Source organism: Maritimibacter dapengensis (genome assembly GCF_019218265.1).
Classification (GTDB): Bacteria; Pseudomonadota; Alphaproteobacteria; order Rhodobacterales; family Rhodobacteraceae; genus Maritimibacter; species Maritimibacter dapengensis.
Genome location: NZ_JAHUZE010000004.1, coordinates 92,326 through 115,104, shown reverse-complemented (window position 1 = coordinate 115,104; position 22,779 = coordinate 92,326). Strand labels below are relative to the sequence as shown.

The 22,779-nt window shown below is 62.8% G+C and carries 16 protein-coding genes; 10 read left to right on the top strand and 6 right to left on the bottom strand.

What is annotated here, in order from left to right:
- Positions 1-104: 104 nt before the first annotated feature.
- Together pbpC and KJP28_RS15685 are read right to left on the bottom strand one after the other, a co-directional pair.
- Positions 105-2,150 carry a penicillin-binding protein 1C gene (gene pbpC / locus KJP28_RS15690; RefSeq protein ID WP_255552434.1) on the bottom strand — a complete coding sequence of 682 codons (2,046 nt, stop codon included), beginning with the start codon at positions 2,148-2,150 and terminating at the stop codon, positions 105-107.
- Entirely contained in the window at positions 2,147-7,576 is a 5,430-nt protein-coding gene (locus KJP28_RS15685; RefSeq protein ID WP_218393579.1) for an alpha-2-macroglobulin family protein, read from the bottom strand. Before KJP28_RS15685 ends, pbpC begins: the two co-directional genes overlap by 4 nt.
- Positions 7,577-7,715: 139 nt before the next feature.
- Between KJP28_RS15685 and KJP28_RS15680 the strand changes: the two genes are divergently transcribed.
- On the top strand, positions 7,716-10,031 hold the full coding sequence (locus KJP28_RS15680; RefSeq protein WP_218393578.1) for an ATP-binding protein: 2,316 nt from the start codon (positions 7,716-7,718) through the stop codon (positions 10,029-10,031).
- On the opposite strand, the gene yaaA is transcribed toward KJP28_RS15680, so the two are convergent.
- From yaaA to KJP28_RS15665, 3 genes are read right to left on the bottom strand one after another with little or no spacing between them, the layout of a single operon-like run.
- The gene (gene yaaA / locus KJP28_RS15675) at positions 10,016-10,789 is read right to left on the bottom strand and encodes a peroxide stress protein YaaA (protein WP_218393577.1); all 774 of its coding nucleotides are present in this window, start codon (positions 10,787-10,789) and stop codon (positions 10,016-10,018) included. The genes KJP28_RS15680 and yaaA overlap by 16 nt on opposite strands.
- Positions 10,783-12,849, bottom strand: coding sequence for a DNA helicase RecQ (recQ, locus tag KJP28_RS15670; protein ID WP_218393576.1), 2,067 nt, complete (start codon positions 12,847-12,849; stop codon positions 10,783-10,785). Before recQ ends, yaaA begins: the two co-directional genes overlap by 7 nt.
- Before the next feature lie 36 nt (positions 12,850-12,885).
- Complete coding sequence (locus KJP28_RS15665) at positions 12,886-13,173, bottom strand: YggT family protein (RefSeq protein ID WP_218393575.1); 288 nt, start codon at positions 13,171-13,173, stop codon at positions 12,886-12,888.
- Between the two features lie 123 nt (positions 13,174-13,296).
- On the opposite strand from KJP28_RS15665, the gene KJP28_RS15660 reads away from it, so the two are divergent.
- The 8 genes from KJP28_RS15660 to KJP28_RS15625 all read left to right on the top strand — a co-directional run bounded on the left by KJP28_RS15660 (position 13,297) and on the right by KJP28_RS15625 (position 20,425).
- Positions 13,297-13,830, top strand: a complete 534-nt coding sequence (locus KJP28_RS15660; RefSeq protein ID WP_218393574.1) for an acyl-CoA thioesterase — start codon at positions 13,297-13,299, stop codon at positions 13,828-13,830.
- A 72-nt stretch (positions 13,831-13,902) separates the two neighbouring features.
- Positions 13,903-15,276: an MFS transporter gene (locus KJP28_RS15655; protein ID WP_218393573.1), complete on the top strand. Its 1,374-nt coding sequence runs from the start codon at positions 13,903-13,905 to the stop codon at positions 15,274-15,276.
- Between the two features lie 116 nt (positions 15,277-15,392).
- Complete coding sequence (gene mepA / locus KJP28_RS15650) at positions 15,393-16,226, top strand: penicillin-insensitive murein endopeptidase (RefSeq protein WP_255552460.1); 834 nt, start codon at positions 15,393-15,395, stop codon at positions 16,224-16,226.
- Positions 16,199-17,128 (top strand): esterase-like activity of phytase family protein, encoded by a 930-nt coding sequence (locus tag KJP28_RS15645; RefSeq protein WP_218393571.1) that lies wholly within the window; start codon positions 16,199-16,201, stop codon positions 17,126-17,128. Before mepA ends, KJP28_RS15645 begins: the two co-directional genes overlap by 28 nt.
- A gap of 67 nt (positions 17,129-17,195) precedes the next feature.
- The gene (locus KJP28_RS15640; RefSeq protein ID WP_218393570.1) at positions 17,196-17,837 is read left to right on the top strand and encodes a queuosine precursor transporter; all 642 of its coding nucleotides are present in this window, start codon (positions 17,196-17,198) and stop codon (positions 17,835-17,837) included.
- A 356-nt stretch (positions 17,838-18,193) separates the two neighbouring features.
- Positions 18,194-18,610: an alternative ribosome rescue aminoacyl-tRNA hydrolase ArfB gene (gene arfB / locus KJP28_RS15635; RefSeq protein ID WP_218393569.1), complete on the top strand. Its 417-nt coding sequence runs from the start codon at positions 18,194-18,196 to the stop codon at positions 18,608-18,610.
- Positions 18,611-18,672: 62 nt separating this feature from the next.
- A complete protein-coding gene (locus tag KJP28_RS15630; protein WP_218393568.1) occupies positions 18,673-19,917 on the top strand; it encodes an AAA family ATPase in 1,245 nt (414 codons plus the stop codon).
- Entirely contained in the window at positions 19,910-20,425 is a 516-nt protein-coding gene (locus KJP28_RS15625) for a hypothetical protein (protein ID WP_218393567.1), read from the top strand. Before KJP28_RS15630 ends, KJP28_RS15625 begins: the two co-directional genes overlap by 8 nt.
- On the opposite strand, the gene pncB is transcribed toward KJP28_RS15625, so the two are convergent.
- Positions 20,422-21,708: a nicotinate phosphoribosyltransferase gene (gene pncB / locus KJP28_RS15620; RefSeq protein WP_218393566.1), complete on the bottom strand. Its 1,287-nt coding sequence runs from the start codon at positions 21,706-21,708 to the stop codon at positions 20,422-20,424. The genes KJP28_RS15625 and pncB overlap by 4 nt on opposite strands.
- A 45-nt stretch (positions 21,709-21,753) precedes the next feature.
- On the opposite strand from pncB, the gene KJP28_RS15615 reads away from it, so the two are divergent.
- The gene (locus tag KJP28_RS15615; protein ID WP_218393564.1) at positions 21,754-22,662 is read left to right on the top strand and encodes an NAD(P)-dependent alcohol dehydrogenase; all 909 of its coding nucleotides are present in this window, start codon (positions 21,754-21,756) and stop codon (positions 22,660-22,662) included.
- The last annotated feature ends 117 nt before the right edge of the window (positions 22,663-22,779 follow it).

Sequence of the window (22,779 nt, the reverse complement as noted above, 5' to 3'; positions counted from 1 at the left end):
TCCGGTCCTGAAATATCCCCGCCCGAGGCAAAACCCGCGCGGGCTGGCCGTAGGCCGGACCGCGCAAACCCTGTGCGGGCGTCAGCCCGCTCCGCTTGTCAGCCTCACCGCAGTTCGACGCGCGCACGGGCCGCGCGCCCGTCGGCGTCTATGACGGACAGCATGACGTGGCCCGGAGCAGACAGGTCCAGCATTGTCTCGCGGGCATGGCTGGCCACGATAACGGGTGCGCCGTTGGCAAGGACGGTGAACGGCGGACGCCCGTCGCGGATCTTGACCGCAACCGCGCCGCCCGCGGTTTCGATCGTCGCACCGTCGGGGGGAAAGGCCAGTTCGGGGCTGCCCTTGGCGTGGCGGAAGACCGCGTTGCGGGCACGAAACTCCCGCAAAGGAGCGGGGAGCGCATCATGGCTGATCATCAGGGTACCGGGTGGCGGCGGGCCAAGGGGGGTGACGCGCGGCGAGACACGCGAAAACGCCTCGAACAGGATCGGTGCTGCCATGTCCGCGCCGAACGCGCCCGGCACCGGAGTCCCGTCCGCACGACCCATCCAGACCACCACCACGTATTGCCCGTCATATCCCACTGCCCACGTGTCGCGGTGGCCGTAGCTCGTCCCGGTCTTGTAAGCGATCCGTTCGCGCGGCGCGTTGGGCGGCGGCGGGATGGAGGTCAGGATATGCCCCACCTGCCAGGCCGCTTCGGGCGAGACGAGCCGGCCGGGAACCGGAGGCGCCTGATCGGCGCGATGGGACAGACACATGGCCCGACCGCCAGAAGCCAGTCCGGCATAGAGCGTCGCAAGTCCCTCCGGTGTAACCCCGAGCCCGCCAAGCGAAATCGCGAGTCCCGGCGCACCGGACGAAAGACGGGGCGCGGCACCACCGCGTTCGAGCGTGGCGAACAGGCGTGCCGGACCAATCTCCGATGTCAGCGCGACCACGGGGATGTTCAGAGACAAGCGCAGCGCCTCCGCCACCGTAACGGGTCCGCGAAACGCACCGTCGAAATTCTCGGGCGCGTAGCGTCCGAAAGCGATCGGACTGTCGTCGATCAGGGTTTCGGGATGGGCCAGGCCGTCGTCGAAAGCCATCGCATAGACCAGCGGTTTGAGCGTCGATCCCGGAGAACGCACGGCGCGGGTCATGTCCACGAAACCCTGCCGGGCATCCGCCGCATAATCCGCCGACCCGACAGACGCGAGGAGCTCGCCGCTTTGATGGTCGACGGCGACGATCGCGATCGAAAGACGTCCGCCCCCGTGATCCGCGACAGCCCGCGCCGCTAGGGTCTCCAGCCGAAGCTGCACGCCACGGTCGAGTGTCGCGACGAAGCGCCCGTCCGATCCCGGCCCTTCCGCGCGTAAGCGATCGGACAGGTGCGGGGCGTTCCGAGGCATATCGCGACGCTGCAATGGCAAGGGCGCGGCGCGCGCGGTGGCGGCGCGTTCGTCCGTCAGGATACCTGCGGCCCGGGCCCTTTCGACGACCCGGGACCGCGCAATTTCAGCAGCTTTCGCATGGCGGTCGGGTCGCCGCGTCTCAGGCGATTGGGGCAACGCGACGAGCAGCGCAGCCTCTGCGACCGTCAGTCGAACCGGCTCTTTTGCGAACCACATTCGCGTCGCAGCGCGGATCCCTTCCGTATTCCCGCCATAAGGCGCGCGGTCGAGATAGAGTGCGAGGATCTGGTCCTTGGTCAGCTGGCGCTCCAGCGCGAGCGCCACCCTGATCTGGCGAAGCTTTCCGTCCAGTGTCCCGGTCGGCCCATCCTCCAGAAGCCGCGCGACCTGCATCGTCAGCGTCGATGCGCCCGATACGATCTCTCCATGTGTGACAGCCTGAGCGACGGCCCGCAGTGCAGCACGCGCATCGACACCGGAATGATCGCGGAACCGCTTGTCTTCGTAAGCGATCAGCATTTCGATGAGGAGCGGATCGACCTGAGCTTCTTCAACCGCCAGTCGCCATCGACCATCCGCCACCGTATAGGCGCGCAGAAGTTCGCCGTTCCGGTCCAGTATCTCATCCGAGGTTTCCACCTTGAGAGGCGGGAGAACAGTGGCGTCGACCCAATGGTCCACACGGTCCCGCGACGCAGCAGCACCCCACATCGCGGCCACTAGGGCTATGCCCCAGCGCAGTCTCATTCGATCACGACCCGTCCGGCCGATCCGGTCGCGCGGTATTCCGGGCGATACATATCCTCGACCGAAACCGCCGGATGGTGAAACTCGCCCGGTGTCACGGCCCGTACGATATATGCCAGTCGGATCGGTGTGTCGGCTTGCCAGTTCACCGCGGCAAGAAACCGGTCCTGCCGAAACTCGGTGCTTTCCGTGGTCGCGGTCAGGTCGAGCCAGTCCAGCGCCCGGATATCACCGCCTCTTATCAGGTTCGGGTTGTCGATCTCGAAACCGGCAGGCAGTGGGTCCGCGATCATCAGGCGGCCGTCAGAACCGCCCAGCGGCGTCACGGTGACCAGCGTCACAAAACGCTCGCCTTGCGCGACCTGATCGACGCGAACAGGTTCACCCTCCATCGAGAAATACTGTCGCTCGATGGTGTAGCCGTTCGACGTTGGCGGCTCCGGCGTGAGCGGAACGCCGAAGGTCGTCAGGGTGAGGTCGACGGGCGCACTCCCGGTATTCTCGACCAGCCAGGGCGAGGCGAGAGTCACCGGGTTCATCACCTCGACCAGCGGCCCTCCCATCGCCTCTCCGTTGATCGTGAGTGCGGCATTCGCGGCATCCGTCAACAGCGCGTTCGCGGCCAGGAGCGACCATGTCGCCTCCTGTGTGGACCAATGACGATCTGCCTGCGCGATACGGGTCGTCAAGGCATCACGGTCGACGACGTCGCTTCCGGCCTCCACCGCGAGCGTCAGCACCGCCGCGGTATCGCGCAGATTCGTACCGTAATCCGCCCGCCAGACCTGCCCTTCCGGCGTCGCCGTTGCCAGTTGCCGTGACGCTTGCGAGAACATCCTGTCAGCACGGGTCGGATCGCCATAGGCGGCAAGTGCGGCACCGATCTGGGCGGTCGCGAGCGGCGTGTCGAATGCCTCGCCCTTCACATCGGCATAGTAACGCAGATCACCCATCGCCGCCGCGCCTTCGCGCGCCAAAACGTAAAGCGCATAGGCAAGATCGCGTCCGCCTTCGTCGAATTCCGGGTAGTAGTTCACCCGGTTTCGAAGGTTGTCCATCGCGGTCCTGAACGCCGTATCCGGCACGGCGTACCCCTGCGCACGGGCCCGGCTCAGGAAATCGGACACGAAGGCATCGAGCCACAGATCGCCTGAACCCGCCCGCCACAGCCCGAAGCTCCCGCTTGCGGATTGGTTGGCCAGCACGTTCTCGATGGCGTCGGTGATCCGGGCCGGCAGATCGTCGCGGTCCGCGAGCCCCATCGCCTCGGCCACAGCGCCCATGTAGAGCAGCGGCAGCGCACGCGATGTCGTCTGTTCCGTGCAGCCGTAGGGATAGCGGTCGAGACGTTCCAGCAGCCCCGGCGCGTCAATCCGGGCCAGGGGACCGGCAGCGAGCGTCGCACGGGCGGATCCCGGTCGCAGATCGTCGAACACATCCCTGGTGAAGGTGAACCTGTCGCCTGCGGCCAGTTGGAACCGCGACGTCCGCGCCACGTCCGGGTCGAGCGACTGAACGGGTATCGTCAGGGTTTTCGTCAAGCGCTCGCCGTCGGGCGGCGTCACCACGACTGAAATCCGGTATGTTCCTTCCGTGTCCGCCTGTATCGGGACAGACAGGCGTTCGGTCGCACCATCTGAAAGCCGCACGCTTTCGGCCAGCACACCGCCGCCGATCTGAAGCCCGGCGCTGGTCGCCGTGACCTCGACCTCTCCGGTCGGTCCCGACGCATGGGTGAGTTCCAGAAGCATCCGCGCGCGGTCACCCGGTGCCAGGAAACGCGGCACGGACGCGGAAAGAACCACCGGATCCCGCACGAGCATATCCGCACCCGCCTGTCCGATGCCGGTTTCCGACCAGGCCACCGCCATGAGCCGAACTGAGCCGTTGAAATCCGGCAAGTCGATCGTTGCGGTCGCCCGCCCGTTCTGCACCTCGATGGGACCAAAGAACTGCGCCATCAGCTCTTCGGTCGGGGGCGGGGCTTCCATCCGCATCTGTGCCGAAGCATCGCCGCCCGAGCGGATCTGCCCCATGTCGCCGGTCATGCCGTCGATAAGCTTACCATAGACATCGCGTATCCCCATCCCGAGCCTTCTCTGGCCGAAATAATGATCGGATGGGTCCGGGTCGGTGAAACCTGTGAGATTGAGAATACCCTGATCAATCGCGGCCAGCGTCACATAGGCCGTATCGCCTTCGGCAAGTCCATCGACGACCACGCTTACTTCCACGGTCCCACGCGGCTTCGCCATTTCCGGCGCGTCGATGCTGGCAGACAGCTGATGCGCGCCTGGATCGACGCCCGCATGCGCGAGACCGAGTGCGCGTGTCGGATTGCGCCCTTGCGCCTCGTCAAGCGGCCTGACGAGTGTCGCCGCCACATAGACGCCCGCGCCCCATTCTTCGGTCACGGGAAGGTCCACGATGGTTTCGCCCTCAACTTCGACCGGCACCATGTCGATCAATCTGTTCGACATGACGGTCACCATCGCCTTGCCCGGCTCACGCGGAACGATCCTGAGCCGCGCCGTGTCTCCCACCGCGTATTCTTGAGCGTCGAGCGAAACTTCGAGCATATCGGGCGTTTCGGACACGTCGGCCGGCACATACCAGCCCGCGTAGAAATCCACCGACGACGCGAGGTGGGCACCGCCCTCGCGGTTCACAACAAGCTCATAGCGCCCCCATTCCACAGGCGCGGACACCCGCGTCGGACCATCGAGCGACAGCGCACCGCCATCGACCCGCGAACGGGTGGTGATCGGCTCCCAATCCCAATACCCGTCGCGCGAATACCATTGATACCGGGTGGTGACGCGGTTCAACGTCCACGAGACCTCCATCGGCACTTCCGCCATATCCTCGGCGAGCGCGACCAGATCGAACACCGCCTCGCTGTTCTCGGGCAATTCGCCGTCGAAGGCAGGCTTGATCCCGATCATCATACCGCCTGCGCTGACCGCGCGCGAGATCGAGCGTTCGACGGGGCGGCCCGATCCCTCTTTCACGCGAAGTGTGACATCGGCGAGAAGTGGACGACCGGCAGACTCGATTTCGGGAAAACTCAGCGGCACCTGCGCAAGTCCTTCCCCGTCCGTGCGCCCCGAAACGATGGAGCCGAATTGAGGGCGAGGCGTGTCCTGCCACAGACCAAAGCGGTAGCCGGGCAGGCTCTCGATTTGCGTCACCGGCGTCAAGCGGATGTCGCCTTCATAGGGCAGGTCCGCACCCGGCGCACCGAACAGATAGCGCGCATCCACCGACATCTGTGGCGCGCTGTCCAGCGAGAGTGGGCCCTCGGGCAGGGTCAGGTCGAAGTCGATCCGCTCCGGCAGAAAATCCTCGACCAGGAGTGTCGTCGATGCCAACGCAGGTGCTTCGGGGTCCGCATGAAAATCAATCCGCCACGTGCCGCGCGGTGCGTTGCCCCCGACCGGCAGGTCGAAGACATGTCCACCAGCGACGGACCCGGTCGACAGGTCGCGCGTGTATTCCACCCCGTCAGGGCGTGTCAGGATCGCGGTGATCGGCAGGTTTTCTATCGCCTCCGCTTCCCCATCCCTTGCGAGCGCCGTGGCATATATGGTCTCGCCCGCGCGATAGGCGCCCCGGTCGGTCGTCACGAACAGGTCGATAGGGGGCGCTGCGGGATGACCTTCGACCCCACGGTCCGAGAGGTCGAACTCCGGCCCCTTCAGCGAGAGATAGACCATATCGTCCTCACCCTGTCGCACCACGAGCATTGCGGGGGCGGACGACCCCTGACCGGCCGCAAGCGACGCGCCGAAGTGCGCGTATCCCATGTCATCTGTGGTCAGGGTCGCAAGCACGTCATTCGCGGTATTGAGCAGGTCGACCTCCGCGCCCGCCATCGGTTCGGCGCTTGCGAGCGACCGCGCGAACACGTGAACACCGTCCGCCCCCCACAGCGACGATAGCCCGATGTCGGAAATCACGAACCATTGCACCGCAGGCGGGCTGGCGTAGGGGTCCGCTCCGGGCACCGAAGCCTGAAGCGCGTAGATGCCCGGTGGCTGATCGGCAATCGCTTCGCCAATGGGCAGTCGAGTGGTGACATCGCGGTTCAGTTCCGAAGCGACCACGCCCTTCCCCGTCCAGACTTCTTCGGCCATCTGGTCGGTCAGGTATCGCGCCTGCCACTGATCGAAGTTCCGGCCCAGCACGTTTTCCTGCAACGTGCGTATCAGGTTGCGGTCCGAAATGCGCAGAAGCGACAGCGCGACTTCGTCGGTGTTCACGGCGACGATCGGCAGCCCTGCATTCTCGGTTGCCGGAAGGACATAGGCCTGCCCGGGAAAATGAACGGCGGGGGACCGGTCGCGTACGTATTGGGTGATCTGCACAGGCTGCGCAAGTTCCTCGCCCGACCCGGACGGCAGCCCCGAACGGAGCGTTATGGAATAGCGGCCTCCATGCTCGACGCCTTTGATACAAAGCTGATCGCCGGAGGCTTCAACGGCCAGACCCGAGGTGTCCGACTGAACGAAATCGGCATAGTCGTGGCCGGTTTGGATGAGCGGTTCCGAGAAGGTCGCGCAGATCGCGGGCTGCACGTTGTCGGACGTGACTTCGGTTTCGGTCACACGAAAGCCGAACATGCCGATGGCGCGATCGAGCGCTTCTGCAATGTCGTCACGCGGCGCGATCTCGTTCGCAAGCCGAAGCGCCGGCACCGTCTCGCGCCCACGGCCGAGGTTTTCCAGCGCCTGCGCCATCGTCAGAAGGGTATTCGCCCTCTGACCGGGGTTTTCGAGGCGCAGGTATCCGGCGATGGACGCCTCGAGTGCGACTGCCATGAGGTTCCGCTTTTCGCTTCGGTCATCGGTGACGTTCCCGGCGGCCAGTGCGAGGCGACCGTATTCCGACCAGTCGCCACCATTGTCCCCGACGACCGTCGCAGCGCCCCAATAACGCATCGCGCCGATGAAGTTCGCACTCCGCTCAGCCTCCAGCGCGAGATCGGCAAGGTTGTCGCGGTCCCATCCCCCCGCCACGAACTCGTTCGTCAGACCTTCGGCACGTCGTTTTGCGGCATCGAAATCGGCGGCCCGCAGAAAACCGCGCAACTCATCCGCGCGGGTCTCGGCTGTTTCGAGAATGGCGGGGTCCGTTTCGACCACTTCGCCCGAGAATGCACCGTCGTAGGCAACGCGGTCCGACACTTCGCGCTTCAGGAAACAGGAGGCATTGCGCGTGTTGAAGGTCATCGCGGAACAGGCTGATTGCGACAGGCAGGCCGATTCGCATTGTTCGAGCGTCGTATCGAAGATGGATTGCAGGTCCGAACCGTAGAAATCGACGTTCCGGTTCAGGATCAGTCTCCGGTCCGGAACAAGGTCCTGTGACATCGCCGACGTCGCCAAGCCGCCGAATACCGCAATGAAAACCAGTAATTTTCTCATCTGACCATCCTCCTGTGCCCCTCTCATGCTGCACCGAAGGGTTCGGGCTGGCAACGATTCCCACCTCGGGCCTGCATCCGTTAAGCCCGCGTTCACCTTGTTCGGGGATGGTCGGAAAAACCGAAGACAGGAGCACACGATGCCGACAGATGACCTGTTGACCGAAGAACGCCGCGCCCGGATGGCCGCGGAACGGCGTCTTGCGCAGAAAGAGGCAGAATTGTCGGCCGCGAACAGAATGCTATCGCGGCACGCGATCACCTTGTCCGAGGACCTTGTCGAGACACGGGAAGAAGTCGTGGAAGTGCGCGGCAATCTCGAGCGGGTCAATCACGAGGTGGACATCGCCAAGCGGCGGCTCTGGTCTTCGATCCAAACGATACAGGATGGGTTCGCGGTCTTCGATTCCGAAAGCCGGCTGGTCGTCGCGAACCCGGCTTACCTCGCACCCTTCGACGGGTTGGAGTGCATTCGACCCGGGGCGTTTTATGAGGAGATCGTCGAAGCCGCCCTTTCCGAAGGCGTCGTGGATATAGGCGAGCGGTCCGCGCCGGAGTGGCGCGACTGGATGCTCGAACGGTGGCGGTGCGACGCGCCGGAACCACGGGAAATCCGGCTCTGGAACGGGGCCAGCGTGCGACTTGTGGACCGCCGCGCACCGGGCGGAGACACGGTGTCGATGGGCATGGACATCACGCGTTCCATCCGCAGGCAAACGCTTCTGCGCGACGCCCGCGACAGGGCCGAAGCCGCGAACCGCGCGAAGTCGGCTTTCCTTGCGAACATGTCGCACGAAATCCGCACACCGATGAACGGCGTCGTGGGCATGGCCGACTTGATGGCCGAACACGAGCTGGACGAAGAGCTTTCGACTTATGTCGACACCATCCGCTCGTCTGGCCGCGCGCTCCTCACGATCATCAATGATGTTCTGGACTACTTGAAGATCGAGGCCTCGAAGATGGACCTGCATGTCGAGCCCTTCGACCTCGAACGAACCATCCTCGACGTTATCGCGCTCCTGATGCCCTCGGTCCGCGAGAAGGGCCTCAGGATCAACCTCGATTACGACATGTTCCTGCCCACACGGTACGAAGGCGATCCGGTCCGGATGAGACAGATCCTGACCAACCTCATCGGAAACGCCGTGAAGTTCACGACCGAAGGCCACGTGCTGGTGCGCGTTCTGGGCGTTCCGGACGGCATTCGGCATCACGTCCACATCGCCGTGGAGGATACCGGCATCGGCATCTCAAGCGATATGCAGGCCCATGTGTTCGGCGAGTTCAGCCAGGTCGAGGATGAGCGCAACCGCTCGTTCGAGGGCACGGGCCTGGGCTTGGCCATCACGCGTCAACTGGTGGAACTGATGGGAGGAGAGATCTGGGTCGAAAGCGAACCCGGCGTCGGCTCCTGCTTCGGCATATCGCTCAGCTTCCCGATGGTCGAAGAGGAAGAGACGCCCCCGGTTCCGGGCTGGATCGCTCGTGTGCTCCTGGTGATGTCCGACGGTTTGAACCGCTCGATCCTGGAGAAGCGGCTGATCGCCCTTGGGATCGCCGTGAGCACCGCCGAGACCGCAGACGAAGGCTTGGCGCGGGCGGATGGGGTTCAGGCGATTTTCGTGGACCAGCGCATCTGCGCCAGTCAAGAAGAGGCGCTGTGCCGCGCGGCGCCCGCACCGGTCGTCACGGTGGCCGACCCCATGCTGCCATTGCTTCCCGAAAGCCCTGATGGCCGCATCCTGCACAAACCCCACTCCCGTCCGGCCCTTCTGGAAATCCTGTGCGGCCTGCCCGAACCCGCCATGCCCGGCTTCCACTCTCGCCGATCAGAGCAGCGGGACGACGATGCGCCGATATCGGAGATTGTCGAGGAACCAGCGGACGACATCGCCCGCCCCTTCGTCGAAGCCGCCGAGCGCGAGGCCCGTGCGGATCGGGACCTCGCCTCCGCGATCGACGCCGCCGTTCTTGCCCAGGATAGCAGCCCGGACAGCGCCGAACCCAAGGAACCTGAGCTGCGCCAGATGCGCGTGCTGCTGGCCGAAGACAACAAGACCAATCGGTTCGTGTTCTCAAAGCTGGTCAAATCCTGCGATATCGACCTGATCTACGCCCATGACGGCGAGTCAGCAGTGACGCGTTTTCGCACCCACAGGCCTGATATCGTTTTCATGGATATTTCAATGCCGGGAATGGACGGTAAAGAGGCCACCCGCGCGATCCGTGACTTCGAACAGGCCGAAGGCATTCCCCGGACACGCATCGTTGCCCTGACCGCTCATGCGATGGCCGGAGACAGCACGGACATCATGCAACACGGGCTGGACGCCCACCTGACGAAGCCGTTTCCGAAAGATCGCATTTTGGCGGAACTTCAGGAAAACTGCCCAAGCGCCGCGAGGCCGGCGATTGCTCTTGCCCCAGACGAGGCCGCTCAGGCGGCGTCCTGAGCCAACTCGCCCCTCAGGAAAACCGGCTCGGACGGGCTGCTCAATTCCGGTTGGTATTCGTAGCCCCCTGCGGTGAACGCGGCGAGATCGGCAGGCTCGGTCAACCGATTTTCACAGACGAACCGCGCCATCGCTCCCCGCGCCTGCTTGGCGTAGAAACTCACGATCCGGGGTTCGCCGTTCTTCGTCTCGAAGAATTTCGGCGTCACGACCTCGAGCTTGAGAGCCTTGCGATCCGCCGCCGTGAAATACTCGACCGAGGCGCAATTCACGAGCGTCTTGGTGCCCAGCGCCCCGGCTTCTTCATTCAGACGTTTCGCAACCCGGTCGCCCCAGAAATCGTAAAGCGACCCGCCACGACGCGTCTTGAGCCGGGTGCCCATTTCAAGCCGATGCGGCGCGATCAGGTCGCGGGGTCGCAACAGACCGTATAGCCCCGACAGGATACGCAGGTGATCCTGCGCGTAATCCATCGCATCCGGGTCAAGGCTTGCCGCATCGAACCCGGTATAAGTATCGCCGTCGAACAACTCGATTGCCTGCTTCACCTCGGCCTCACCGAAACCAGCGAAACGCGCGGCGTTCAGTTTCCCGAGGTTCTCCGAGATATGCATGAGCTTCATCAGATCGCCCGCCTTCAACCGTCGCGCGGTGGCGACCAGTTTCGCGGTTTCGTCCGCAAAGTATGGCTCGGTACCGCCGGTCGTGGACGGCGCGGTTTCGTTCAGCTTCTTGGCGGGGGACACCACGATCAACATGCGTTTCTCTCCCTTATTTCTTCCAGCATGGCCGTCCCGAACCGGGACATGCGCGGCCCATCCATACCTTTGATGCGGGCCAGATCCCCCGCGTCCGATGGTCGCCGCTCGGCGATCTGCCGCAGGAGCGTGGGCGACATCGACAGCGGCTTTTCCGTCCCGTCCGCGCCCCGCGCAAGGTCGAGTGCGATACGCGAAAGCGCGTCGTAAAGATCACCCGAGGCTTTCCCGGCGAGCCGTTTTCGGGCCGGATGCATATCAGCGACTTCCCCGGCGATCACGCCCAGGAACGCGGTGCCATACCGATCGAGCTTCTTCGCCCCGATCCCACCGATCCGCGCCATATCGTCCAGTGTCTGTGGACGGGCTTCGGCCATCTCGATCAAGGTCCGGTCGGTGAACACGACATACGCGGGCACGCGCTGCGCTTCGGCCAGCGCCCGGCGTTTGGCTTTGAGCGCGGAGAGAAGCGGCGCGTCTTCCTCGGATACGAGCGCCTTCACCGCAGGTCGCGATTTCTTGTTCGATACGAGGTCGCGGCGAAGGATCACCTCCTCTTCGCCCTTCAAGACAGGATGCGCACGTTCCGTCACCCGAAGCGCGCCGTGGCGTTCAGGGTCCGGACGAACGAAGTCGAGCCCCATCATCTGCCGAAAGACCGCCTGCCACTGACCTTTCGAAAGGTCCTGCCCGACGGCGAATGTCGGAAGTTCCTGATGTCGGCGCGCCCGGACCTTTTCGGTCTCGTTCCCCAAAAGTATGTCGATCAGGTGGCCCGCACCGAAATTTTCGCCTGTGCGCAGCGCCGCAGAGAGCGCCTTCATGACGTGGACCGTGCCATCGAAGGTTTCCGGCGGACGATCACAGGTATCGCAATTCCCGCATCCCTCGGCCTCTTCTCCGAAAAACGCGAGGAGCTTCTGGCGGCGGCATCCAGAGGTTTCCGCAAGCCCCAGAAGCGCGTTGAGCCGAGCATGATCGGCGGAACGGCGTTCAGGCGGAGCCAACCCCTCGTCGATCTGGCTTCGGCGCAGGCGAATATCGTCCGGCCCATAAAGTGTGAGCGTTTCCGCAGGCGCGCTGTCACGGCCCGCCCGACCGATTTCCTGGTAATAGGCTTCGATGCTTTTCGGCAGGTCGGCATGGGCGACCCAGCGGATGTCGGGCTTGTCGATCCCCATTCCGAAGGCAACCGTGGCGACCACGATCAGCCCGTCCTCGGTCTGGAACCGCCGCTCGACCTCGCGCCTTTGGTCCGGCTCCATGCCCGCGTGATAGGCCACGGCAACATGCCCCGCCTCGCGAAGCGCCTGCGCAAGCGTTTCGGTCTTCGCACGGGTCGCGGCGTAAACGATCCCGGAGCGGCCTTTGCGTGCGCCCGCGAAATCGAGGATCTGGCCACGCGGCCCGTCTTTCACGGCAAAAGCGAGGTGGATGTTGGGTCGGTCGAAACCACGCAGAAACGTGCGTGGTTCGGCGCCGCCGAAGAGCTTTCCGGCGATCTCGGCCTGCGTCTCGGTATCCGCGGTCGCGGTGAAGGCCGCGACGGGTACGCCCAGCGCCGCCTTGAGCTCACCGATCCGAAGGTAGTCCGGGCGGAAATCGTGGCCCCACTGGCTCACGCAATGGGCTTCGTCAACGGCGATCAGGCTGACACCCGCCCGGCGCAACAGGTTCACGGTGCCGCCGGACGCAAGCCGTTCGGGGGCCATGTAAAGGAGTTTCAGCCGCCCTTCGGACAGGGCCGAGAACACGGCATCCGTTTCATCCTCGGTATTGCCCGACGTCAGCGCGCCCGCCTCGACCCCGGCCGCCCGAAGCGCCCTCACTTGGTCGCGCATCAAGGCAATGAGGGGCGAAATCACCAGCGTCACGCCTTCGCGCATCAGCGCGGGAAGCTGGTAGCAGAGCGACTTGCCGCCGCCCGTCGGCATGATGCAGAGCGTCTCTTCGCCCGCCGTTACCGCGGCGACAATTTCGTCCTGACCGGGTCGGAACGCGTCGAAGCCGAAAACGGATTTGAGGAGGTCGAGGTCGCGGGGCGCAGGGTCACGAAGCATGGGCCGGGTTTAGCCAGCCGCCCCGCCAATCTCAAGCTAGTAGAAGTTGTACATGTTGTTCTGGATCACCGTGCGGATCGCGAACAGCACCAGAAGCACGATGACTGGCGACAAATCCAGCCCGCCCATATCCGGGAGGAACCGCCGGATACGCGAATAGACCGGGTCGACCAGCCGGTTCAGCCCATACCAGACCTGCGCCACGAATTGCTGACGAAGGTTGAGCACCTGAAAGTTGATCAGCCACGACATGATGATGTGCACGATCACGATGAACCAGAGCACACTGGTAATCGCATAGAGAATTTGCAGAAGCGAAAGCATGGGCCGTCCTTGATTGTCCGTCGCATGACCTAGGGGCACGACCACGGATGTGCAAGTGCGACGCGAGGGAACGGTTGACGTCCGCGTAACCCTTTCGCACATGCAGAGGAAAGGAGTGACGCGATGTATCCCTTCCTGCGCATGATCAAGGAAATGGTCGTCCACGCCCGGTCCGAGCCGCTCGGGCTGACCGATATCCATGTGAGCCACCATATCTGCTGGCCCTGGGATCTCGACATCTGGATGGAGTTGAACAACGGACGGACCCTGACGATTTTCGACCTCGGGCGCATCCCACTGGCTCAGCGCGTTGGCCTCATCCGGGCGCTCGCGCGCAATCGCTGGGGCCTGACGATGGCGGGGGCGACGGTCATGTACCGAAAGCGCGTGCGCATGTTCGACAGGGTCGAGACACGTTCGCGCGCGCTCGGATGGGACGACAAGTTCATCTATCTCGAACAAAGCATGTGGAAGGGCGACACCTGCACGTCCCACGTGCTCTATCGGTCCGCAGTCACGGACAAGAACGGCATCGTTGCGCCGGCCCGCGTCCTGTCGGCGATGGGGATCGAAGACATACCGTCACCGGACATGCCCGACTGGGTCACCGGCTGGATCGAGGCTGACCGCCACCGTCCCTGGCCCCCGGAAATGTAGCGCAGGCCGTCGCTTGCCGGTTGCCAGACCGGTCACATCCGCCCCATAACCTATTCAAAGGGAGGGACATGGATGACCAAACTGGAAAGCCGGAGGGTCTGGGGATGGTATTGGTTCGATTGGGCCAGCCAACCCTATCACACAGTTCTTCTCACGTTCATTTTCGGTCCCTTCTTCGCGACCGTCGCCACCGCGTTCTTCATGCAAGCCGGGTTGGAGGAACAACTCGCCGATGCGCAGGCACAGACGGTCTGGTCGACCGGGCTGACCATCACCGGCCTTATCATCGGCTTCGGCGGGCCCATCCTTGGCGCGCTGGCTGACAGTTCCGGGCGACGGCGTCCGTGGATCTGGGCGTTCTCGATCCTCTACGTCCTCGGCGCGGCGTCGCTCTGGAACACGAACCCGGACGGTTCGAACATGTGGGCCATGCTGATCATGTTCGGCATCGGGTTCATCGGCGCGGAATTCGCGCTCATCTTCATCAACAGCCAGCTTCCCGGCCTCGTGGCGGAAGAGGATGTAGGCAAAACCTCCGGCTCCGGCTTCGCCTTCGGGTATCTCGGCGGGGTCGTGTCGCTCATCTTCGTACTCGCGCTCCTCGTGGAACAGAGCGGCGGGCGCACGATCATCGGCCTGCCCCCCGCCTTCGGCCTGTTGGACCCCGAAGCATCCGAAGGCACCCGCGCGGTCGGTCCCTTCGTCGCGATCTGGTTCGCCGTTTTCATGATCCCCTATTTCCTGTGGGTCCGCGAAGACCACATGCCGCGCAATCGGGTCTCCTTCTCGAAGGGCATGAAGCTCCTCGGACGTTCGATCTCAAAGCTCGGGCAGCGCCGGTCGCTCTCGGCCTTCCTGCTGTCGTCGATGTTCTACCGGGACGCACTCAACGGGCTTTATGGTTTCGGCGGCGTCTACGCGACGCTGGTGCTCGACTGGCAAGTGACGTCCATCGGCATCTTCGGGATCATCTCGGCCATCGCCGCCGTGATCTTCTCGTGGCTCGGCGGCAAGATCGACAGCTCGCTCGGCCCCAAACCCGTCATTATCGGTGCGATCATCCTGCTCATGGGGGTCGTCATCACCATCGTCTTCATGGACCGTGAGCAATTCTTCGGGGTCGCGCTCGCCGAAGGCTCGAAACTTCCCGACATCGTGATGTTCTCGGCCGGTGTCGCCATCGGCGGTATGGGCGGCATCCTTCAGGCCGCCTCGCGCTCGCTCATGGTGCGGCACGCAGATCCCGTTTCCCCGACAGAAAGTTTCGGGCTTTATGGCCTGTCGGGCCGCGCCACGTCATTCATCGCGCCGGCCCTGATCGGCCTGATGACCTCGATCACTGGCTCGGCGCGTCTTGGCGTATCGCCCCTGATCCTGCTCTTTCTTCTCGGTCTGGTTCTGCTAGTCTGGGTGCGACCGAATGGTGAGGAGTATTCCACCCCATGATCCGCCCGATTGTTCGTGCCGTCGCCCTTCCGCTCGCCCTGACCGCCTTGCTCGCATCCTGCGGTGAGACCAATCGCGCCGCGACCGGCAACGCACCGCCCGCCAGCGAATACAACATGACAGCCGCGCGGGAGATCATCTCGACATCCAACGAACCGGCAAAGCGGTTGTTCGGGGCCAAGCGCTCCGGGTCGCAACAGACGGGCGCATCCTGGGGGTCTTACTCCAAGGGTTGTCTCGCAGGTGCGGTGCAATTGCCGGAAACCGGCCCGACGTGGCAGGCCATGCGCCTCAGCCGCAATCGCAACTGGGGCCATCCGACGCTGATCGACTATGTGCAGACCCTGTCGGCCAAGGTCGCGCGGCTTCCGGGTTGGGAAGGGCTATATGTCGGTGACATGAGCCAGCCACGTGGCGGGCCGATGCTGACCGGCCACGCCAGTCACCAGATCGGGCTGGATGCAGACATCTGGATGCTTCCGCCCTCGCGCCTGAACCTCACCGCGACGGAACGTGAAAACCTGTCTTCGATCTCGACCCGCCGCGCGCGCGGGGCCTACGTCAACGACAATTGGACAGCGCAGCACCATCAGGTCCTCAAGGCCGCCGCGTCTGACCCGCGGGTCGCGCGCATCTTCGTCTTCCCCGGCGCCAAGGTGCAGATGTGCAAGGACGAGACCGGCGACCGGTCTTGGCTCCGCAAGATCCGACCTTGGTATGGCCACCATTATCATTTCCATGTGCGGCTTTCCTGCCCGCCCGGCATGTCCGGTTGCGTGAACCAGGATCCGCCGCCGCCCGGCGATGGCTGCGAAGACGCACAGCAATGGGTGAACAATATCCTGAACCCGCCCCCGCCGGACCCGAACGCGCCCGCTCCGAAACCTCGCCGTGAACTGACCCTCGCGGACCTGCCGCAGCAATGCGCCGCCGTTCTGGCCTCGCAATAATCGCGGCGGGGCTCTGGGCCTCGTTCAGTTACGCACAGGACGCGCCCCTGGCGACGTTCGCTTCGAATACGCTCTGGTCCATCGCGGACGAAGCGTTTGGCGGGTGGTCCGGGCTCGACGTGGACCCGGACGGGGTCGGCTTCACCGCCATATCAGACCGCGGCCTGATAGTTTCCGGCCGGCTCCTGCGCAACGACCGCGGCTGGCTCGTCGGCGTTGATGCCGGGCCGATCGTGTCGATGGCACATACGGACGGAGGCGAATTTCCCCGCTATTGGAACGACAGCGAAGGTCTTGCCGTCGGACCGGACGGGCGCGTCTATGTCTCGTTCGAGGCGGAAGACCGGATCAACGTCTATGCCGATGCCGCGGCGGACAAGGCGACCGAGCTTCCACGTCACCCCGATTTCGAGGGGTTCCAGAACAATTCCGCGATGGAAGCACTCGCCATCGGGCCGGACGGCGCGCTCTACACCCTGCCGGAACGTTCGGGCGAACTCGACCGCCCCTTTCCGGTTTACCGTTACCGCGATGGCGCGTGGCAGCAGCCCTTCACCCTGCCCCGGCGGGATGATTTCCTCCCCGTCGGCGCGGACATCGGCCCGGACAACCGCTTCTACCTGCTGGAACGGCGGCTCGCCTCGTCCCAGCTCGGCTTCGCCTCACGCGTGCGCCGGTTCGACCTTGGCGAAGATGCGTTGACCAACGAGGTCACGCTGTTCACCTCCGAGGTGCGGCAGCACGACAATCTCGAAGGTCTCGCCGTATGGCAGGATGCGTTCGAGATCATCCACCTGACCATGATCTCGGACGACAATTTCAGGTTCTTCCAAGCCTCGGAAATCGTCGAATACGTCGTCGATCCGATGCCGGGGCTTGATCGCGAGAACGAAACCAACTAAACGCCGCCCGTCCTGCGATGCGCGCAGGGCCAAGTCTCCGAGCACCTTGTAAAAACGGACCGAAAACATGTCTCGACTTCTTCCTGGCGTCGTCGCCATGGCTGCCGTGGTGGTGGCCTCCAACATTCTCGTTCAATTCCTGCTGGGCAACTGGCTGACATGGGGGGCGTTCACCTACCCGATCGCGTTCCTCGTGACCGACGTTATGAACCGCGTTTACGGGGCGCAGGCCGCGCGGCGCGTGGTCTTCGTGGGCTTCGTCGTTGGCGTCATCTGTTCGCTCATTGGGAGCCAGATCATGCTGCAGGGCGACGGCTATGAATATGCCGCCGTTTCGCTTCGTGTGGCGATCGGGTCGGGTGTTGCATTTCTGACTGCACAATTGCTGGACGTTGCGGTGTTCGATCGGCTTCGTAACGGGCGCTGGTGGACGGCGCCTTTGGCGTCGACGCTGGTGGGGTCGGCGGTGGATACGTTCCTGTTCTTCTCCATCGCCTTTTCCGCCTCGCTCGCCGGTTTCTTCAGCGAAAACATCAACATGGAGATCAACTGGGCCTGGGAAGCGGTGCCGTTCCTCGGGGTCGGCGGCGTGGTTCCGCTCTGGGTCTCGCTGGCCGTCGCCGACTGGCTCGTCAAACTTTCGCTCGCTTTGGTGGCACTTATCCCGTTTCGTGTGCTCGTTACGAAACTTTCACCAAATCCTGCGTAATTTTTGTTGACCGACACGAAATCTATGGCAGGCTCAACCTATCGAAACTTTTTTGAAAGGAGGTGTCCATGTCTAGAGAAACTATGGTGCGAGGTGCCGGGACAAAGTAGTCGCGACGTGCCGGGGCAGCCCTCGGCATGGATTGCGGGCTAGGCTGGTGGAATGACCCACCTAACCGGCCCCACCTCCAGACTTCTCGAAGGGCCATCCAGAACGGGTGGCCCTTTTCGATTACGGATATTCGCGCAGAACGCATCGTTACCGGGGCGACATCCGCGAAACCCGCACATATGTATCACGTATGGAACACGTATGTATCGCGTATGGCTTCGTATCGGCATGGAAAACCGAAGCAAATGATTAACGTCACCGAACAGATCACCATCGAAGACTGGGAACTGACCGAGCAATTCATGCGCGCGTCCGGCCCCGGCGGTCAGAACGTGAACAAGGTGAACACGGCGGTGGAGCTTCGGTTCGAGGCGGAACGCTCCCCCAACCTGCCCGATCCCGTGAAGAAGCGGCTCAGACGGATCGCGGGCCGGAAATGGACGACCGACGGCGCCGTGGTCATCCAGGTGCAGGAGACCCGCTCACAGGCCAGGAACCGAGAGATCGCGGAAGAGCGTCTGGCCGAGATGATCCGCAAGGCGACCGAGAAGCCGAAGCGGCGCATCCCGACGCGGGTGTCGGCCAATCAGAAGCGGAAGCGCGTGGACGCGAAGAAGAAGCGCGGGGAGGTGAAGGCGTTAAGGGGGAAGGTGGAGGAGTGAGGGATTGCTATGTTGGTCAAGAAACCACTATCTTTCGCGCCACTGACCAAGGATAAAGCACGATGCTCCGCAATATCACATTTCGAAACTGGAAGAGCTTTCGTGAATCGAAGCTGCACTTCGATCAGTTGACAATTTTGATTGGCACAAATGCTAGCGGAAAATCAAATGCGTTAGACGCGCTTGAATTCTTGAGTCGTATTGCAAACTCTACGGATATTATGACCGCGTTGGCTGGCGATGGCGTGCTGGCGGGCATTAGAGGTCAAGACAATTGGGCTTCATACCGAAACGGAAAATCGTTTTCTTTGTCAGTTCTGATTGGAACCGATGATGAAAAGACAGATTACCAATATTCCATTACTGTTGTAATCAACGATGGCGTCGCTGAGCTTTCCGGCGAAGAGCTTAGTAGAATAAAGTATCAAGGCAGCAATCCCCGAACACTGCGCCTGTTTTGGACTGACCCACCAGAGCCGGGCGCACCGGGAATAATAGCTCGACTTTATAATACAAAATCGGGAACGAAACGACCATTGCGTCGTAATTTGTCAGCGTTGAGTCAGCTCGAGATCGATCCAGATATTCGCAGTGAGATTGTGGAAGGAATTAGATTTGTCGCAAGAGACCTTAGGCAAATATTTATTTTGGATCCGAAGCCGAACGAAATGCGCGATTTCACTCGACTTAGTGAGAACCTAAAGAAAGACGGCTCCAACATTGCCGGAGTACTCATGGCTCTCAAACCAGAAGATCGCAACGAAATACAGAATCGACTAACCAAGCTTGCTGCAAAAATTCCCGAGAAAGACATTTCAAAAGTCTGGGCCGAGTACGTTGGCCGCCACAAGGCTGATGCAATGCTCTATTGTTCTGAAGCTTGGACCCCTGGAGAAGAATTTGAAGTTGATGCGCGCGGCATGAGCGATGGGACGCTAAGGTTCATTGCGGTGATCGGCGCTTTATTGTTAAGGCCTAGACGGTCGCTTATTGTGGTTGAAGAAATTGACAATGGCCTTCACCCGTCTCGCTCTCTTCTTTTACTCGATGCCATCAACAAGCTGGCAAAGGAGCGGGAAATCGACCTGCTGATTACCACTCACAATGTCGCGCTGTTGGACTCATTGCCACCCCGCCTTGTTAGATCTATCTCAGTTGCAACTCGAACCGATGACGAAGGCGCGAGTATAATCACTTCACTTGATGACATACCTTTGCTCGCCAGAATGATTGCTGAAGGTGAAGTTGGAAAGCTAGCAAAGGAGGGAAGGATAGAACAAACGATTCGGATGTTGCCCAATGGCTGAATTGGTTGGTATATTGGACACGGGTGTTTTCTGTTGCTGGCTTGAGGTTCCGGGGAAAGAAACCGCTAATTCGGGAGACAATCGCTGGGATAACGCTAAGGCAAATATTGCAATCCAGTCAGTGATTGACGACGGTGGCACCATCATTCTTCCGAACTCAGTCGTGATTGAAACCGCGAGATTCATCTCTCAGTGCACTCACTCCAACAAGCTTAAGGCCGAACAGTTGTTGGATCGAACGATAGGCGCACACGGCGCGATGTCCCCCTGGAAAAAATTTAATGAGTCTGACAGGCTTTGGACAAAAAATTGGTACCAAGAAACGCGCGATGAGTGGCCAATGCTCGCGGAGCAAAAAATAAGTCTGACCGACTATTCCTTACTCTGGATCGCAAAGTTTTACGCAGACTTGGGATGCTTTCCAAGAGTACTAACGACGGAACGGAAATTGCATGAATTAGTGCAGGCGCTTGAGCCATCTCAACAACCTCGGCGAAGACGTGGTTAAACCACAACCTCCCGCACCCTCTGATCCCCAACCCCAAACACCCGCTTATACCGCTTCACTTCGTCCTCCGGCCCCATCGCTTTCGCGGGGTTGTCCGACAGCTTCACCGTCGACTTTCCCTCCGCCGCGACGGCCTTACAGACCAGCGAGAACGGCGCGAGGTCATCCCCCGCCAGCCCTCGGAAGTCGTTTGTCAGCAGCGTGCCCCAGCCGAAGCTCACCCTCACCCGATCCGCGAACAACCCGTGGAGCCGGGTTATTTCGTCCACGTCCAGACCGTCGCTGAAGATCACCATTTTCTCGCGCGGGTCTTCGCCCCGCTCCTGCCACCAGCGGATCGCGGTTTCCGCGCCTTCCACCAGGTCGCCTGAATCCACCCTGATCCCGGTCCAGCCAGCGAGCCAATCGGGGGCATTCGCCAGAAACCCTTCGGTGCCGTATGTATCGGGGAGGATGATGCGGAGGTTGCCCGAATGCTCCTCCTGCCAATCCGCGAGCACCTGATAGGGGGCCGCTGCCAGTGCGTCGTCATCCTTGGCGAGCGCCGCGTAGACCATGGGAAGCTCATGCGCGTTGGTGCCGATGGCCTCCAGGTCGCGGTTCTTAGCGATGAGGCAGTTGGAGGTGCCGACGAAGGCCTCGCCCAGCCCCTCCACCATCGCCTGCACGCACCAATCCTGCCACAGGAAGCTGTGCCGCCGCCGCGTGCCGAAGTCGGCGAGTTTCAGGCCGGGGAGGTCGCGCAGGGCGAGCGCCTTGTCCCACACGCGGGTCATGGCGCGGGCATAGAGGACTTCGAGCTCGAACCGGCCCATGTCGCGCAAGGTGGCGCGGGAGCGGAGTTCCATCAGCACGGCGAGGGCGGGGATTTCCCACAGCATGACCTCGGGCCAGGCGCCTTCGAAGGTGAGTTCGTATTGGTCGCCGACGCGGTCGAGGTGGTAGGGCGGCAGGCGCAGATTCTCGAACCACTCCATGAAGCTGGGCGTGAACATCTGCCGTTTGCCGTAGAAGGTATTGCCGCGCATCCAGGTGCTCTCGCCCCGTGTGAGGGACAGCGTGCGCACATGGTCGAGCTGTTCGCGCAACTCGCCCTCGTCGATCAGGCGCGCGAGGGGGACCTCGGTGGTGCGGTTGATGAGCGAGAAGGTGACCTGGGTGGTCGGGTGGTTGCGCAGCACGGACTGGCACATCAGGAGCTTGTAGAAGTCCGTGTCGATGAGCGAGCGGACGATCGGGTCGATCTTCCATTGGTGGTTGTAGACGCGGGTGGCGATGTCCATGCTGCCTCCATTGGTTGCGGTCATTGGAGCGGGGAGCGGGCCGGGATGCAAGCGTTGGAGATGGTGGGCCGTACGGTGCGGCTGGTGGAGCGGGACGCGCCGGTGCCGGGGCGTGGCGAGGTGGCGGTGCGGGTGAAGGCCTGCGGTGCCAATGCGAGCGACTGGGAGTTCATCACCGGGCGGCCGCTTTATGGGCGGATCGCGCGGGTGATGATGCGGGTGCGCGTGCCGGGGTCGGACGTGGCGGGCGTGGTCGAGGCGGTGGGCGAAGGCGTGCGCGGGGTCGCAGTGGGCGACCGGGTGGTCGGAGACGTGTTCGAAAGCTTCGGCGGCTTTGCAGAGGTCTGCGTGGCGAAGGCGGAGCGTTGGGTGAAGCTTCCTGACGAGATCGGGTTCGTGGAAGCGGCCGCCCTGCCCCAGAGCGCCGCCATCGCCCTCACCGCGTTCGACGATCTCGCCCCCGGGGCGAAGGTGCTTGTCAACGGAGGCGGCGGCGGGTCCGGGCCATTTGCGATCCAACTCGCCAAGGCGCGCGGGGGCGAGGTCTGGGCGGTGGACAATGCGCTGAAGCAGGACGTCATGCGGGAGGCCGGGGCGGATCACGTCGTCGACTACACAGGAACCGACTTCACCACGCTGGACTTGCCGCTCGACTACGTGCTGGACCTGTGGTCGACCCGATCCCCGCGTACGCTCAAGCGTTGCCTGCCCAAGGGATGCCTGTACAGAATGGTGGGCGGATCGACGGGGCTCATCATCCGCCACGGGCTGCGCGGCCAGATCCTCATGGTGAAACAGGGGCCGGCCCTTACCGCGCGGGCGGTCGCGCTGGTCCAGGACGGCACATGGGCGCCGCATATCGGCGAAGTCGTGCCACTGGTTCGAGGCCCCGAAGCCCTGGCCCGGATGGGTGCCGGTCAAATCCCGGGAAAGCTCGTTTTCACCGTTTCGTAAATACTTCGGGGGGATCGGTGACCCGTTTACGGGTCACCGCGGGGGGCTGCCCCCCCATCTGCGCGTCAGCGCGAAACATGTGCGCGCTCCTGCGCGCGCCTTTTCGGAACTTTTGAT